At 59.0% G+C, this 15477-nt stretch carries 20 protein-coding genes; 9 read left to right on the forward strand and 11 right to left on the reverse strand.

The features are described 5' to 3' along the window. Positions 1-55 precede the first annotated feature (55 nt). Both AABB31_RS14760 and AABB31_RS14765 read left to right on the forward strand, forming a co-directional pair. The gene (locus tag AABB31_RS14760) at positions 56-709 is read left to right on the forward strand and encodes a YggS family pyridoxal phosphate-dependent enzyme (RefSeq protein WP_342077417.1); all 654 of its coding nucleotides are present in this window, start codon (positions 56-58) and stop codon (positions 707-709) included. Then, positions 706-1353, forward strand: coding sequence for a pseudouridine synthase (locus tag AABB31_RS14765; protein WP_342077416.1), 648 nt, complete (start codon positions 706-708; stop codon positions 1351-1353). Before AABB31_RS14760 ends, AABB31_RS14765 begins: the two co-directional genes overlap by 4 nt. 90 nt (positions 1354-1443) lie before the next feature. Here the strand turns inward: AABB31_RS14765 and AABB31_RS14770 are convergent, their stop codons facing one another. Both AABB31_RS14770 and AABB31_RS14775 read right to left on the reverse strand, forming a co-directional pair. After that, positions 1444-2049 (reverse strand): alpha/beta hydrolase, encoded by a 606-nt coding sequence (locus AABB31_RS14770; RefSeq protein ID WP_342078818.1) that lies wholly within the window; start codon positions 2047-2049, stop codon positions 1444-1446. A gap of 1 nt (position 2050) precedes the next feature. Next, the gene (locus AABB31_RS14775) at positions 2051-2980 is read right to left on the reverse strand and encodes a VOC family protein (RefSeq protein ID WP_342077415.1); all 930 of its coding nucleotides are present in this window, start codon (positions 2978-2980) and stop codon (positions 2051-2053) included. A gap of 195 nt (positions 2981-3175) precedes the next feature. On the opposite strand from AABB31_RS14775, the gene AABB31_RS14780 reads away from it, so the two are divergent. Continuing rightward, a complete protein-coding gene (locus AABB31_RS14780; RefSeq protein ID WP_342077414.1) occupies positions 3176-3829 on the forward strand; it encodes a peroxiredoxin in 654 nt (217 codons plus the stop codon). Positions 3830-3955: 126 nt separating this feature from the next. Here the strand turns inward: AABB31_RS14780 and AABB31_RS14785 are convergent, their stop codons facing one another. From AABB31_RS14785 to AABB31_RS14800, 4 genes are all read right to left on the reverse strand, one after another. After that, positions 3956-4231, reverse strand: coding sequence for a class I SAM-dependent methyltransferase (locus AABB31_RS14785; RefSeq protein WP_342077413.1), 276 nt, complete (start codon positions 4229-4231; stop codon positions 3956-3958). 30 nt (positions 4232-4261) lie between these two features. Further along, positions 4262-4468: a methyltransferase domain-containing protein gene (locus tag AABB31_RS14790; RefSeq protein ID WP_342077412.1), complete on the reverse strand. Its 207-nt coding sequence runs from the start codon at positions 4466-4468 to the stop codon at positions 4262-4264. Positions 4469-4536: 68 nt separating this feature from the next. Further along, positions 4537-5040, reverse strand: a complete 504-nt coding sequence (locus tag AABB31_RS14795; protein ID WP_342077411.1) for a GNAT family N-acetyltransferase — start codon at positions 5038-5040, stop codon at positions 4537-4539. Further along, positions 5037-5627 carry an HD family hydrolase gene (locus tag AABB31_RS14800; protein WP_342077410.1) on the reverse strand — a complete coding sequence of 197 codons (591 nt, stop codon included), beginning with the start codon at positions 5625-5627 and terminating at the stop codon, positions 5037-5039. Before AABB31_RS14800 ends, AABB31_RS14795 begins: the two co-directional genes overlap by 4 nt. A 124-nt stretch (positions 5628-5751) precedes the next feature. Between AABB31_RS14800 and ahcY the strand changes: the two genes are divergently transcribed. The 3 genes from ahcY to AABB31_RS14815 all read left to right on the forward strand — a co-directional run bounded on the left by ahcY (position 5752) and on the right by AABB31_RS14815 (position 8397). Beyond that, the gene (gene ahcY, locus AABB31_RS14805; protein ID WP_373634921.1) at positions 5752-7140 is read left to right on the forward strand and encodes an adenosylhomocysteinase; all 1389 of its coding nucleotides are present in this window, start codon (positions 5752-5754) and stop codon (positions 7138-7140) included. Between the two features lie 6 nt (positions 7141-7146). Then, on the forward strand, positions 7147-7929 hold the full coding sequence (locus tag AABB31_RS14810) for an extensin family protein (RefSeq protein ID WP_342077409.1): 783 nt from the start codon (positions 7147-7149) through the stop codon (positions 7927-7929). 126 nt (positions 7930-8055) lie between these two features. Further along, on the forward strand, positions 8056-8397 hold the full coding sequence (locus tag AABB31_RS14815) for a DUF2853 family protein (protein ID WP_342077408.1): 342 nt from the start codon (positions 8056-8058) through the stop codon (positions 8395-8397). Positions 8398-8677: 280 nt separating this feature from the next. Here the strand turns inward: AABB31_RS14815 and AABB31_RS14820 are convergent, their stop codons facing one another. From AABB31_RS14820 to tsaD, 5 genes are read right to left on the reverse strand one after another with little or no spacing between them, the layout of a single operon-like run. Continuing rightward, entirely contained in the window at positions 8678-9073 is a 396-nt protein-coding gene (locus AABB31_RS14820; RefSeq protein WP_342077407.1) for a DUF1761 domain-containing protein, read from the reverse strand. Positions 9074-9130: 57 nt separating this feature from the next. Continuing rightward, on the reverse strand, positions 9131-9550 hold the full coding sequence (locus tag AABB31_RS14825) for an EVE domain-containing protein (protein WP_342077406.1): 420 nt from the start codon (positions 9548-9550) through the stop codon (positions 9131-9133). Next, a complete protein-coding gene (locus AABB31_RS14830) occupies positions 9550-9822 on the reverse strand; it encodes a YciI family protein (protein WP_342077405.1) in 273 nt (90 codons plus the stop codon). The genes AABB31_RS14825 and AABB31_RS14830 overlap by 1 nt, the downstream gene beginning before the upstream one ends. Next, a complete protein-coding gene (locus AABB31_RS14835) occupies positions 9823-10785 on the reverse strand; it encodes an NAD(P)H-dependent glycerol-3-phosphate dehydrogenase (protein ID WP_342077404.1) in 963 nt (320 codons plus the stop codon). Continuing rightward, positions 10782-11864 (reverse strand): tRNA (adenosine(37)-N6)-threonylcarbamoyltransferase complex transferase subunit TsaD, encoded by a 1083-nt coding sequence (gene tsaD, locus AABB31_RS14840; RefSeq protein ID WP_342077403.1) that lies wholly within the window; start codon positions 11862-11864, stop codon positions 10782-10784. The genes AABB31_RS14835 and tsaD overlap by 4 nt, the downstream gene beginning before the upstream one ends. A 68-nt stretch (positions 11865-11932) precedes the next feature. Here tsaD and AABB31_RS14845 point away from each other — a divergent pair, with 68 nt between their 5' ends. The 3 genes from AABB31_RS14845 (at position 11933) to AABB31_RS14855 (ending at position 15468) form a co-directional block, all read left to right on the forward strand. Beyond that, positions 11933-12634 carry a uroporphyrinogen-III synthase gene (locus AABB31_RS14845; protein WP_373634922.1) on the forward strand — a complete coding sequence of 234 codons (702 nt, stop codon included), beginning with the start codon at positions 11933-11935 and terminating at the stop codon, positions 12632-12634. A 93-nt stretch (positions 12635-12727) separates the two neighbouring features. Then, on the forward strand, positions 12728-14002 hold the full coding sequence (locus AABB31_RS14850) for a hypothetical protein (protein ID WP_342077401.1): 1275 nt from the start codon (positions 12728-12730) through the stop codon (positions 14000-14002). 11 nt (positions 14003-14013) lie between these two features. Next, positions 14014-15468: a heme biosynthesis protein HemY gene (locus AABB31_RS14855; RefSeq protein WP_373634923.1), complete on the forward strand. Its 1455-nt coding sequence runs from the start codon at positions 14014-14016 to the stop codon at positions 15466-15468. The last annotated feature ends 9 nt before the right edge of the window (positions 15469-15477 follow it).

The following is a 15477-nucleotide window of genomic DNA, read 5'->3' on the forward strand; positions in this document are numbered from 1 at the left end:
AATCGCCCTATTTCAGGCCGAAATACCTCGTGATCCTTATTTTGCGGAGCCTGCCATGTCCCTTGCCGATATTCATGCACGTATTGGCGTCGCGTGTGAAAATGCAGGTCGTGATCCCGGTGAGGTTGAGTTGATCGCGGTGTCCAAAGTACAGCCCGAGGAGCGGGTCGTGGCGATTCTAGACGAAGGGCATCGGGTATTTGGTGAAAACAAGGTACAGGAGGCCGCCGGAAAGTGGCCGGCCCTGCGCGAACGCTATGCGAATGTGAAGCTTCACTTGATTGGCCCATTGCAGACCAACAAGGCCCGACAGGCGATGGCACTGGCTGATGCCATCCAAACCGTTGACCGGCCCAAGCTGGCCCGGACGCTTGCCCGCATTGCGCAGGAAACCGGGGCCTGCCCGGATGTGTTCATTCAGGTGAATACGGGCGAAGAGCCGCAAAAGGCCGGGATTCTCCCCGCCGAGGCTGACGCGTTCATTGCAGAGGTGCGTGCGCTTGATCTGCCCCTGAAAGGCCTGATGTGCATTCCGCCCGTCGACGAGGAGGCCTCATTGCACTTTGCGCTGCTTGCCAAGATTGCTGCCCGCAACGGTCTTGCCGGTCTTTCGATGGGCATGTCCAGCGACTTTGAAAAGGCCATCAGCTTTGGCGCGACCCATATTCGTGTGGGGTCGGCCATCTTCGGGGCGCGCGTGCCGGGGTGAATGACGCCTATACCCCCCCGACCGATCCGCTGGTCATTCTGCATGACGATCACGAGGTCATACTGGTCGACAAGCCCAGCGGCCTGTTATCCGTGCCCGGAAAGGGGCCGGACCTTGCCGATTGCCTCATGGCGCGTGTGGCCGCTGTATTTCCCACCGCCCTTTTGGTTCATCGGCTGGATCGCGATACGTCCGGGGTCATGATCTTTGCGCTGACCCCACATGCGCAGCGGCATCTGGGCCTGCAATTTGAAAAGCGGCAAACCAAGAAGACCTATGTCGCCCGCGTCTGGGGCGAGATGGCAGAAAAGACGGGGGCGGTTGATTTGCCGCTCATTGTCGATTGGCCCAATCGCCCGCGTCAGATGGTGGATCATCAGAATGGAAAAGCGGCCCTGACAGAATGGCGCGTGGTCCGGAAGGACGCAGGTGAAACGCGGGTCCGGCTGATGCCCCGCACCGGGCGTTCGCACCAATTGCGGGTCCATATGCAGGCAATCGGGCATCCGATCCTGGGCGACCCGTTCTATGCAACGGGCCCTGCGCGTGCCCATCCACGCCTGATGTTGCATTCGGAAACCTTGCAGTTCCGGCATCCTGACGGTGGGCAGGGCATGCGGATTACCGCGAAATGCCCCTTTTAAAGCGTTATGCGAAAAACCTGAATCACGTAACGCTGCCTGAAATCAAAGATTTCAACGCGTTACATGATGCTCGATGTATCAGGTATTTCGTCAAACGCTATAGTTGGCAAGAAAGGCCTGAACTGCCGCGATCTCTGATCTGGCGATCTGATGACCGCCCGGATGCCAGTTCAAGGTGACGTCCGCACCCTGGTCGGACAGATAGGTCGCAAACGCCTGGGTTTGGGGGACGGGGCAGATCGGGTCTGTTTGACCCGCCGTGATCAGAACCCGCCGGCCGGCAAGTCCCGGCTGGGGGTCTGGCTGCCATGGGATCAGCGGGTGCATCAAAATCAGGTCATCAACAAGGGCCGGATAGGCCAATGCGACAGCCGCCAGAATATTCGCGCCATTCGAATAGCCCAGACCGATGACACGGGCCGGGGCCGTGGCCGCGCGCTCTGCCTTGATAAACGCGGCCATCGCGTCCGTACGGATCGCAAGGTCATCCATATCGTAGACACCTTCGGCCTTGCGGGCAAAAAAGCGCAATGCGCCATGCTCTGACACATCGCCGCGGGGCGAGGTGACGGATGCGTCCGGCAGCAACTGCCCGGCCAATTCATGGAATTGGTTTTCCGATCCACCGGTGCCGTGAAAGGTCAGGAACAGCGGTGCGCCCGCTGTCCCTGTTTTGCGTAATGCCTGATAGGGCATGTCAGTCACCAAGGGGCATCAGCTTGCGTTCAAGCTTGGTGCGCAGATGTTCATGCTGGCTGGGCAGTTTCAGGCTCCGGCCCAGGTGTGCGGTATCCTCGTCGCGGTCAAAGCCGGGCTCGTTGGTGGCCACCTCAAACAGGACGCCGCCGGGCGCGCGGAAATAGATGGCGTAGAAATAGTCGCGGTCAATCACTGGTGTCACATTATATCCTGTATCCAGCAATGCCTCGCGGACCTCAAGCTGACGGGCGCGGTTTTCAACGGCAAAGGCAATGTGATGCACCGATCCGGCACCCTGCCGTGCCATGGGGGCATGGGGCACGGTCTGGATGTCGATGATATTGGCATCATTCCCATCGGGGATCGCAAATCTGGTCACATCACCCTGCGTGTCCAGTTTCTCGTACCCCATGAACTGGAGCAGTTCGGCGCTGGCACCGGCATCGTTCAGGCGCATATCCGCGCCAAGAAAACCGCGCACGGCCATATCTACGCTGACGCCGCCACCTGTCCAGGGCGTGCGATCATCGTCATGTTCGACCAAGGCAAAGGCATCGCCATCTGGTCCATCAAACAGGACCCGCTTTTGTCCAAACAGTGTCTGGGTGGATAGGCCTTCAACGTCGAAGGTTGCCAGCCGTGCTTGCCACGCCTGGGCTGAACCGGTCGGAATACTGAATGATGTGCGGCCAACCTCGCCTGTGCCGCGATGACCACGGGCAGCATTCGGGAAAGGGAAATAGGTCATCACGGTCCCGGGGGACCCAACCTCATCCCCATAATAGAGGTGATAGACATCGGGGGCGTCAAAGTTGACGGTCTTCTTGACCCTGCGCAGTCCCAGCACATTGGTGAAGAATGCGTTGTTTTCGCGGGCGTCACGGGCCAGGGATGTGACATGATGCAGGCCTTTGATCTGTCGTAGCATTGAATATCTCCTTCGTTGGCCCCAACATAGCCATCAGGAAATCGCACGAAACACCCACCGCCGCACTGACATCGTGCTTTTGCGCACATGATATTTCGGGCCGCCCACCATGACAGCCGCAGCGTCACAGCTGGTAGCTCTTTCACCGCGCCCCATCTATGTTACTGGCCATATTGAAACAAAAAGGAGCTGCCGATGTCGCTGCGTATTAATGACACTATTCCAAATTTGACGGTTGAAACGGATCAGGGCAGTTTTGCCCTGCATGATTGGATCGGCGACAGCTGGGCAATCCTGTTTTCACACCCCAAAGACTTTACACCTGTCTGCACGACAGAGTTCGGGGCCGTCGCCCAGCTTGCGGCAGAGTGGGAAAAGCGCGGCACCAAGGTCATCGGGGTCAGCGTTGACGGGGTGGAAGACCACAAGAAATGGAAAGGCGATATCGAAATCGTGGGCGGCGCAAAGGCCGGGTTCCCGATTATCGCCGATGCCGGGCTGGAAGTGTCGAAAGCGTTCGACATGCTCCCGGCCGAGGCCTATCTGCCCGATGGCCGTACCCCCGCCGATAGTGCGACGGTTCGGTCTGTCTTTATCATCGGGCCGGACAAGCAGTTGAAACTGTCAATGACTTACCCAATGACGGTCGGACGCAACTTTGCCGAGGTTCTTCGCGCCCTGGACGGGCTGCAAACCTCGGTCGGGCGTGGCGTAGCGACGCCCGCCAACTGGAATGTGGGCGATGATGTGATCATCCCGGCCACCGTCAGCAACGAGGATGCACAGGCGAAATTCGGGGATTTCACAACCGTGCTGCCATATCTGCGCACCACCAAGTTGAAAAACTGATTGATTCCGGCCGTGACACCTGTTTCGGTGGCGCGGCCTTGCACCTTCTCGATGCTGGTAAAGTGCGTCCCATCCATTCGGTACGGATGCCGGACCACTCGCTTGCAGCCGAAACGAAATTGGCCGTCACAAACGCTGCAGGAAAAGGTAGCCCCGCTGCGACACTTCCGTTGCCCAGTTGGCGGTATGCGCCGCAATGATGGTCCGAAACGCTGCCATATTCGCCGTTTCATCGGCGATCAGCAGCCAGCCATTCTGATCCACATGATCAAGCATCGTCTTGAGGACCGCCAACCGCGCTGGGCGGGGCAGCATATGTAATGTCCGGTCAATCAACACGACGTCAAATACGCCATCCGGATCATATGTCGTGATATCAGCGACAACGCCTGTGATCGGCAAACCTTCCGGCGCGGCAACTGCTGTAAGGTCTCAGATCCCATTGGCCGAGATATCGACGCCGACCACTTGATGGCCTTTTCTGGCGATGAAAATCGCATCCCGCCCTTGTCCGCACCCGACATCCAGAACACGCATCTGTTTGCGGTCAATCTTGTCAAAGAAGTCGACAAAAATCGCCGTTGGTTGCCCCAACGCGTCGCGTTCCTGCGCGTAGAGTTTATCGTAGTCATAGGCCATGACGCCGATGGTAGTAGATGGGCCACCTGATGCCTAAGTGAATTTGGCTGCGGTCCGGTCAACGCGCATCATGCAGACATTGAAAGGTCAAAACGCTTTCTGATCCGATCAACAACCGTGCCATCGCGCAGCGGGATAGCAACAAGCCGATCATAGTCGGCAAATCCAAGCCCAGTATAATAGCGCAGCCCGGCAACATTATCCGCCCGAATAGTGGCATCAATTGTCGTCACGCCAGCCGCCGCCGCCGCCTGCCTTGTTGCGGCGAAAAGCTTTTGCCCAACACCTTTCCCGGCCGCCTGACTCGCCACGAAACTCGCGATGGTCGCCCAGCCCGCAGGCAGAGGATCACTGTCGTTGCGCGGCCAAAGCAGTGACTGAAAGCCGATAACCCGCCCATTATCTTCTGCCACCTGACATGAAATCCCGCTGGGCGGCGCAACATAGTGATCTTGCATCCGCTTTTGATCAAAGGGGCGCTGATGGGCGGTTGACCCGCCCAGCGCGATAATCTCATTGATGACGTGGGTAAGGTCGGCCAGATCGGTGGCCGTTGCGGGGCGAATAATCATAAACGTTCCATCAGTTGCTTGTGCAAGTCCAGAAAATCGGCGCGGACGTCTGTTGGCGGGCGCAGGCGGATCAATAGTCTGCCTGTCAGCGCGGGGTCCTGTTTGCCGAAAAAGCGGTCAGCCTCGGCTTTTGTGAACCCGGCGATTTGTACCGCTTCAAGCCAGGCAGACAGCTTGTCTGCCTTCTTGATCTGCTTCTTTACGCTGGCCGGTACCTGCGCAGGCAGGCCAAAGCGTAAATGAATGGCAGTGGCCAGCCTGTCATCAAGCGCGCCATATCCGGGGCCAACGGCCGCTTTGACCGGGCTGATCATGTCGCCGATGACATATTCGGGGGCATCATGCAGTAATGCGGCCAATTGCCACTTTGCGGGCGCCTTTGGTTGCTGGATGCGGAAAATCTCGGTGACCAGCAGGGAATGCTCAGCCACGGAATAGGCATAGTCGCCCTTGGTCTGCCCGTTCCAGCGGGCCACAAATGCCAGACCATGGGCGATATCGTCGATTTCGATATCCACAGGGGTCGGATCAAGCAGGTCAAGCCTGCGCCCGGACAGCATCCGCTGCCATGCCCGCGGTTGTTTCATCGTGCCACCGTCTTTTTGCCTGCATTTACCTTTTGTAGAGCATCCCAATTAATACGAGGCACTGGATTGTGGCAAGCGGTCCGCGGTGCTATGGCACGGCCAACCCACTCAGGAGATTGCAGACATGTCGCAAGACTACGTTGTTAAGGATATTGCTCTGGCGGAATATGGCCGCAAAGAGCTGGACATCGCCGAAACCGAAATGCCCGGCCTGATGGCGCTGCGCGAGGAATACGGGCAGAGCAAGCCGCTTTCGGGCGCCCGCATCGTGGGCTCGCTGCATATGACAATTCAGACGGCTGTGCTGATCGAAACACTGGTGGAACTTGGCGCAGATGTCCGTTGGGCATCCTGCAATATCTTTTCGACGCAGGATCATGCGGCGGCGGCGATCGCGGCGGGCGGTACACCGGTTTTTGCAATCAAGGGGCAATCGCTGGAAGAGCATTGGGACTATCTGGACAAGTCCTTTATGTTCCCTGACGGCCCGAACATGATCCTTGATGATGGCGGTGATGCGACCCTTTACGTCTTGCTGGGCGCACGCATGGAAGCCGGCGAAGACGTGCTGGCAGTGCCGACATCCGACGAAGAAGAAGTCATCAAGAACCAGATCAAAAAGCGGATGGCCGCAAGCCCGGGTTGGTTCACCAAGACCAAAGAGGCCATCAAGGGCGTCTCGGAAGAGACGACAACCGGTGTCCACCGCCTTTATGATCTGCACAAGAATGGCCAACTGCCCTTCCCGGCGATCAATGTGAATGACAGTGTGACCAAGTCGAAATTCGACAACAAATACGGCTGCAAGGAATCGCTGGTTGACGGGATCCGGCGCGCAACCGACACGATGATGGCCGGCAAGGTTGCCGTTGTGTGTGGCTATGGGGATGTCGGCAAAGGATCCGCAGCCTCGCTCGCGGGTGCGGGCGCGCGGGTCAAAGTGACCGAGGTCGATCCGATCTGCGCGCTGCAGGCTGCGATGGACGGTTTCGAAGTTGTGCTGCTTGAGGACGTGCTGGCCAGTGCGGATGTTTTCATCACCACCACCGGCAACAAGGATGTCATCCGGATCGAGCATATGCGCGAGATGAAGGATATGGCCATCGTCGGCAATATCGGCCATTTCGACAACGAAATTCAGGTTGCCGCCCTGAAAAACCACAAATGGACCAACATCAAGGAACAGGTGGACATGATCGAGATGCCGTCAGGCAATCGCTTGATCCTGCTCTCCGAAGGGCGCCTGCTGAACCTTGGCAATGCCACGGGCCATCCATCCTTTGTGATGTCCGCGTCTTTTACCAATCAGGTCCTGGCCCAGATTGAATTGTGGACGAAGGGTGATGAATACGCCCCGGGTGTCTTCATTCTGCCCAAGCATCTGGATGAAAAGGTCGCCCGGCTGCACCTGAAACGGATTGGTGTCAAACTGACCGAGCTGAAAAAAGAGCAGGCCGATTATATCGGTGTCACCGTCGACGGGCCGTTCAAACCAGAACATTATCGGTACTGATCCTGCATGCGGCATGCCAAACGTCAGGCGATGGCGCAGGATGCCGCAGACAAGGACGATAAGGTCCAAAAACGTGGCCGCCCCATTTTGCGTGGGGCGGTCACGCTGCTTTTTCTGGCCGCACTTGGCTATGGGGGCCATCTTGCGCTGACCCATCCAGACACGCCCTTGCCGCAGCAGTGGAACCCGCTTGAACCGCTGCGCATCGCTGATCCTGTCACCCCCTTGACGGGCTGGAAACTGAACCGCGCGGCAGCCGATGGGATGCGCTGTATCGCAGCCTTGCAGGGCAGCGCCACGATCCGGCCTTTGGAGGATCTGAACCAGTCTGCCAGCTGTCACATCCGTGATCGGGTCAGTCTGGATGGGGTAGGTGCCGCGGGTCTGACAAATGTCGACACGCGTTGCGCCATCGCCTTGCGTATGGCGATGTGGGAAGAACACAGCCTGCAACCTTCGGCACAGGCGATCCTTGGCACAACTGTTACAAGGATAGATCATATCGGCAGCTTTAGTTGTCGGCAGATGCGGACCCCTGGCGGGCCAACCGGACGGATGAGCACACATGCAACAGCCAATGCCATCGACATCGCAGGCTTTCGGTTTGCCGACGGCACATCTGCGCAGTTGCTGCGCGATTGGGACAGCGGTGATGCCAGGGCCGCGTTTCTGACGGCCGCCCGGGATGGGGCCTGTGACTGGTTCAACCTGACGCTGTCGCCGGACTATAACAGCCTGCATGCGGACCACTTTCACCTGCAATCGACGGGCTGGGGCCTCTGCCGGTAAGGCGGATCATCGCCGAAAGCCTGTTTTTCCTTTACCAATTGTCACAAGTGCCAGTAACGTGCGCCCTGTGGGGCGTCAGGGGCGTCTCGAAAATACGAAAAACAGAATGAACTGGGGACAATACCAATGGGAAAAAGAGACGAATTGATCGCAAAGTACGCCGACGATCTGAAAAACAAATGCGGCATGACGCCCGATATGGACCTTCTGACAAAGGTCACGATTGGTTGCGGACCGGCGATCTACAATGCTGACGCCTCTACAGTGGCCGCTGGCCAACCTGCGGAACTTGAAACCGTTAAAAACAACTTTCTTATCAAGAAACTTGCGCTGAAAGACGGCCCCGAGCTGGACAGCGCAATCGAGTCTGTGATCGAGACCTATGGCAAGTCAGAGCGCAATAAGTACCGCGCCGTCATCTATTACATGCTGACAAAGCATTTCGGGAAAGAAGCCGTATACGGCTAATTGCAATCCCAATTGCAAAACCTGACGCCTGCCAATTCGGCGGGCGTTTTGTATTTCTTAAAAGACAATTAAGAAATTCCGTAAACTTGTTCGTTCAATTCATTTGATTTTTGATACCCAATTGCCCTAAATCCCCGCACGGCCAGGACGGCCCGGACCTATTTTAAATCGCATGTGGTGGATGAGGAGCATGCGGGGTGAGTTGAGGGGCCGGATTCTGTCTGCGCCCCTCTCCTTTTTTGCAGAAACCTATGCCGGTGCTGCGCTTAGGGGCCTTGCCCTAGAACAATGTGAGTATCAGACCGATAATCGCGCCCGCCGCTGTCGCATATCCCCCATCAATGACCGCAAGCTTCCACGGCCTGTTCGAATATCCGGTATTGATGAAAATCCACGGCGTGATGAAGAACAAGCCGACCCCAAGCCCGGATATCAACCCCTTGGCGGCGGTGTCGATCCCGGACAACACAAAGCTGTGCCGCATCATGCCTGCCACCAGCAAGATGCAGACAAACGACACGATGTAAGGCGTTGGATCGCTGCTGTTCAGCGGCTTTCCGTCTTCGTCCACTGGCACGCCTGACGCCGCGAGCCACGGTTTTGACAGCAACCCGTAATACAGTGCGCCAAAGGCAAATGTCGCAACCGCCGCGACAATGACTGACAGATATTCCATGATCCTACTCCCTGACCTGCAGAATGCGGCCAGTATGTCCGGTCATGATGCTGCAGGCTAGGGCTGGGTTTCGCCCATTTCGCAGACGATTTGCCATTCCTCTGGTGTGACAGGCTGTACCGACAGGCGCGAGTTGCGCACCAATGCCATTTCCGCCAAACGGGGTTCGGCCTTGATCTCGGCCATGGTGACGGGCCGCTTGAATGGCCGTACCGCCCGGATATCAACGCATTCCCAACGCGCATCATCCGTGGTGCTGTCGGGATGTGCTTCGGCGCAGACCTCGACGATGCCGACGACCTCCAGCCCGGTGCGGGAATGATAGAAGAAACCCAGATCACCGGTTTTCATCGCGCGCATGTTGTTGCGGGCCTGATAATTGCGCACGCCGTCCCATTCCTCGCCAACGGCACCTTTGGCAACCTGCGCATCCCAGCCCCAGACATCGGGTTCGGATTTGAACAACCAATATGCCATCAGCCGATGACCTGCTTCCACTGCCGGATTGTGACATCCGCGAAAAGCTGCGCCTTGGCATATGGATCATCGTCCGCCCAGGCCTGTGCCGCAGCCAGGTCAGGCACATCAAGCACAAGCAGCGAGCCGCACATTTGCCCGGCGCTGTCCAGCATCGGCCCGCCAAATGCAACCACATCGGTGTCCGCAACATAGGCCAGATGCGCATCGCGATTGGCCTTGCGCACCTCCAAAGCCCCCGGTTTATCCATCGCCATCAATACAAACTGCATTCATTCCTCCCTTAACGGACGCGATAAAAGCGCATTCAGCGCGGCGGCCACGTCTGTTTTCTCTTCAATCAGATCAGCCACAACGGCGCAAATGGGCAGATCAATGTCCAGTTCCTGCGCAAGCTGCCGCACGGCCCGCGCGGTGGCAGCGCCTTCGACGGTCGTCGCCTGATCAAACCCTGCCGCTTGTCCCAGCGCGACCCCGCAGCGGTAGTTGCGCGACTGGGGTGAGGTACAGGTCAGCACCAGATCTCCGAAACCGGACAGCCCGCCCAACGTATCAGGCATCGCACCCAACGCCGCTGCCAATCGCTGCATTTCGGGAAAGCCCCGCGTGATCAACGCGGCCCGCGCGCTTTCACCCAGACCCGCACCAATCGCCACGCCTGATGCGATGGCCATCACATTCTTAAGCGCCCCGCCAAGTTCCGCGCCGATGATGTCGGTTGTTCGATAAAGGCGAAGCGCGGTTGTGGACAGCGCGGTCTGCAGGATCGCGCCATGCGCATCATCCGCGCAGGCAAGCGTCAAGGCTGTCGGCAGCCCACATGCGATATCTGCGGCGAAACTTGGCCCTGTCAGAACGGCGGCGGTCGCTGTCGGGACCAGTTCGGTGATACTTGTACCGGGGCCGGTCATGCGGGTCAGGTCGATACCCTTGCAGCAGGCCACCAGATATTTTCCGTCCAGGCGTCCGGCCAACGGTTCCAGGAATGGTCGCAGGGTCTGGGCCGGTACTGCAAGCAAAAGAATGTCGCAGCCGAGCAAATCATCAATTGCTGCGGTAAAATCCATCTTCGGTGGCAGCGGCACATCCGGCAATTTCGGGTTCAGGCGAGTGGTCTGCATTGTGGCCACAGCATCGGGGTTTCGCGCCCAAAGCGTGATGGCATTCCCGTCGAGCGCCAGTGCGACGCCCAAAGCGGTGCCAAATGCACCGCCACCGGCGACGCCGATCTTCACGCTTTGGCGCCTTTCTTGCCTGACCCAAGCATGGGGGCTGCGTCTTCATCCAGCGGCCAACGCGGCCGGGCAGATAATTGCATGTCGTCGGTCTGACCCGCCGCAAGCCGTTGCTGACCGGCATAGGCAATCATCGCCGCATTGTCGGTACATAGCGCGGCCGGGGGTGCCGTGAACTGCGTTTTCATCTCTTTGCACAATGCCTGCAAACTATCGCGGATCGGCCCATTCGCGGCGACGCCACCCGCAACCGCGAAGGCCGGTCGTTTCGGCGCGCTTTCCAGATACACCGTCAGCGCCCGGCGCGTTTTTTCGGTCAGGATGGCCGTGACCGCATCCTGAAAGCCTGCAGCCAGATCGGCCTGATCTTGCGGTGTCAAACCGCCCTTTTCGGCGACAACGGCATCACGCGCCCGCAAGATTGCGGTTTTCAGGCCGGAAAAGGACATATCGCACCCCTCCTGCCCCAGTAGCGGCCGGGGCATCGGGAACCGACCGGGGTCGCCTGTTGCGGCGACCTCTTCAATCGCCGGTCCACCGGGTTGGGGCAAGCCAAGAATACGGGCCGTTTTATCGAATGCCTCGCCCGGCGCGTCGTCGATTGTCCCGCCGATCCGCTTGTAGCTGTCATGTGCCTCGACAATCAGAAACTGGCAATGCCCGCCGGAGACCAGCAACATCAAATAGGGAAATGCGATCCGACCGGTCAATCGTGGGGTCAATGCATGACCGGCAAGGTGGTTCACACCGATCAATGGCAGCCCTGTCGCGGCCGCGATGCCCTTGGCATACATCACCCCTGAAACAACGCCGCCGATCAGACCGGGTCCAGCCGTGACGGCGATGCCGTCCAGCCCACTCAGCTTGACCTTGGCGATTTTCAACGCCTCTTCGATGCACAGGTCCAGTTTCTCGGCATGGGCCCGTGCCGCAATTTCCGGAACGACCCCGCCAAAATCCGCGTGAAGCGATGTTTGCCCATACACCACGGATGAGAGAATTTTCTTGCCACGGACAATTGCCGCTGCCGTATCGTCACAACTGCTTTCTATTCCCAGCAGTGTCAGTGTCTTCGCCATTGTCGTTCCTGTTGCGCAACCTTGCATAGCAGGTAACATTGCGCGGACATGCAAACAATGGCGCGCCGATGATACCCATTTTGATTGTGACCCGGCCTGCGCCGGGTGACACGGCGTTTATGTCTGCCATCACGGCCCGTTGGACCGGGGCGCTGCGCGTCATCCCAAGCCCCTTGCTGAAGATCGCCCCCTTGGATGCCACGCTGCCCGATGCAGGGGCGCTGGTCTTTACGTCGGTTCACGGTGTCGCACAGGCGCCCCGGTTGGGGGCAAGACCCGGAACCCCGGCCTATTGCGTGGGCACACGGACCGGGCATGCAGCCAGTGATGCGGGCTTTGCTGTCAGGATCGGGCAAGGTACGGCCCGCGAACTGACCGATCTGATTATTGCCACAAAACCAGCGCAGCCCTTGGCGCATATTCGCGGTGTCCATACCCGCGGCGATATCAGCGAAACGCTGCGGCAGGCAGGCCTCACTTGCCATGACGTCCCTGCCTATAGCCAAACCGCGTGCCCGCTGAACGCCGAAGCCCAGCAGGCCCTGGCCGGCGACACCCCGGTGGTTGTTCCTCTTTTCTCTCCCCGCTCGACGACTATATTCGAAGCAGAGGGGCCATTTCGCGCGCCCGTTCACGTGATCGCCATCAGCGATGCCGCACGCACCCGCAGCTTGATGAAAAGCTGTCAGGTCGCTGCCGCACCAACGCTTGATGCAATGGTTGATGCAACTTTGACGTGCCTTGGCGCGTTGGACGGTGCCGACCAGTGATTGGGTGGGGCGCTTGAGGGTTGTCAGCTTGCAAGGTAACGTGCGCTATCACCTGTTCGTTTTTCAGGTGGGGGCGCTGAAAGGGTGAATAACTTGGCAAATCAGCCAGATAGCGGTGATCAAACACCGCTGACATTGGAAAATCCGACGGCGCCCGAGGCGCCAATGGACGAATCGGCTGCCGCGCAGCCTTTGATTGACGCGATCCCGCCAGAGGTCCATGCAGAACCGCTGCGCGCAACTGACGCCGCTACAGTGTCGGATGAAGACGTTGTTGTCGTCGACCCGCCAGCACCGGAAGAGACGATTGCACCCGAGCTGGAAAAGGCCGCCGCCGCTGCACCCGAACCAGCCGCGGCCCCCGCGCCACCCCCACCTGCACAGAAATCGGGTTTCCTGCCGCTTCTACTGGGCGGGGTTGTTGCGGGCGGCATCGGATATGTTGCGGGCTCCATGGGGTTGGTACAAACGGATACAACGCTGGCCGATCAGGTCGCCAGCCAGAGCGAGACATTGGCCGCCATCGAAGCCAGCATCGCAGAACCACCATCTGTCGACCTTAGCGGTATCGAGACTGCCCAGGCAGCATTGTCTGACAATATTACGACCTTGCAGGACCAGCTTGATACCGGGCTGAATGGCCTGCGGGCAGAGCTGGATGACGCGGTTGCGGCACTGGATACCCGGGTTGCGGATCTGGAATCCCTGCCGGTGGGTGATGGTACCGTCTCGGAACGCGCAATCTCAGCTTATGAAGCCGAACTTGAAGAACTGCGCAGCCGTCTTGAAGCCATGAGCGATACCGCTACCGTGCAGCTTGAAGAGGCCCGCGCAGAAGCCGCATCAATCGAGGCAAATGCCGAAGCCGCCGCACGGGCAGCGGCGGGACGGGCGGCCCTTGCGCGGGTTCAGACCGCACTTGATGACGGTGCGCCGCTTGGTGCGGCCCTGACCGACCTGCAGGACGCCTTGGACGGACCCGTTCCCGATGCGCTGATGGCCGCGCAGGATGGTGTGCCCACGCTGGCATCACTGCAGGAAAGCTTTCCCGAGGTGGCCCGCACCGCATTGGTCGCCGCCCGATCCGCTGATGTCGCGGGCGAAGAGACATCCGGCATCGGGGCGTTCTTTCGCAACCAGTTTGATGTGCGGTCCGTCGCGCCCCGCGAAGGCGATGATGTTGATGCAATACTCTCGCGGGCCGAAGCGGCCGTAAAGGCAGGCCGCCTGTCCGACGCATTGGCAGAAACCGCCGCCCTTCCCGAAGAAGCGCGCGTGGAAATGACCGAATGGCTGGGCCTGGCTGAAAGCCGCGCTGACGCGATAGCCGCCGTCGATGTTCTGACGACAACTCTTAACGATAACTAAAGGCGAAACCCATGCTCTGGTCCTTGATTAAAATCCTGGTTTTCGTCGCAGCGGTTACCGCGCTGACTTATGGCGGTACGATGTTGATGGAAGTGGAAGGTGGCGCGACCATCGGTGTTGCAGGCATCGAATTCACGCTTAGCCCGCTTGAGATTGTATTTGCGCTTGTCGCGCTTGTCGTTGCGGTCTGGCTTGGGCTAAAGATCCTGGCCTTCCTGGTGGCGACCTTCAAATTCCTGAACGGTGATGAGACCGCGATTTCGCGTTATTTTGATCGCAACCGCGAGCGTAAGGGCTATGAGGCCCTGTCGGACGGGATGATGGCCCTCGCCTCGGGTGAAGGGCACCTTGCCATGACCAAGGCCGCACGGGCCGAAAAGTATCTCAAACAACCGCAACTGACCAACCTGTTGACCGCGCAGGCGGCGGAACTGACGGGCGACCGGCGCAAGGCGGAATCAACTTACAAACAGTTGCTGACGAATGAAAAGACCCGCTTTGTCGGCGTGCGCGGTATCATGAAACAAAAGCTGTCTGATGGGGACACCGACACAGCGCTGGCGCTTGCCAAAAAGGCATTTGCGCTGAAACCCAGCCATGAAGAAACGCAAGATGTGCTTTTGCAGCTGCAGGCGGCCAAGGCCGATTGGACCGGCGCACGTGAAACGCTGGGTGCCAAGCTGAAATCCGGAAATCTGCCACGCGACGTGCACAAGCGCCGCGATGCCGTCTTGGCCCTGTCTGCGGCCCGTGACGTGATGGAAGACGGCAAGTCCATCGAGGCCCGCGAGGCCGCGATTGAGGCAAACCGCCTGTCGCCCGATCTGATCCCCGCTGCGGTTATGGCCGCCAATGGCTATATCGCCAGCGGCAACGCCCGATACGCGACCCGCGTTCTGACCAAGGCCTGGTCGGTCCAGCCGCATCCTGATCTGGCCGCCGCCTTTGCGGAAATCGAACCGGGTGAGAACCCCGACGCGCGGCTCAAGCGGTTCCGCACGCTTATCAAGACAACGCCGGATCACCCCGAAACCAAGATGTTGTTGGCCGAACTACATATCTCGGCCGAGGATTTCCCGGGGGCAAAACGCGCATTGGGCGATCTTGTCACGACAGACCCGACCACGCGAAACCTGACCCTGATGGCCGCGATCGAGCGTGGCGAAGGGGCCGAGGATTCAGTTGTGCGCGGCTGGCTGACCAAGGCCCTTACCGCATCGCGGGGTCCACAATGGGTTTGCGAAAACTGCCACCATATCCACCCGCAATGGGCGGCGACCTGCAGCAATTGCCAATCCTTTGACACGCTCAGCTGGAAGACACCGCCGACCGGCGATATCAGCATGCCCGCAGGCACCGAAATGCTGCCGCTGATTGTTGGGCAGGACAAGCCGGAAGAGACGCTTCCGGAAGTGGTAGAGCTTGACGTTTCTGAACCGGTAACCGAGGCGACATCGGAAAAATAGGGCTTTCCG

The organism is Yoonia sp. SS1-5 (assembly GCF_038443705.2).
Taxonomy (GTDB): Bacteria; Pseudomonadota; Alphaproteobacteria; order Rhodobacterales; family Rhodobacteraceae; genus Yoonia; species Yoonia rhodophyticola.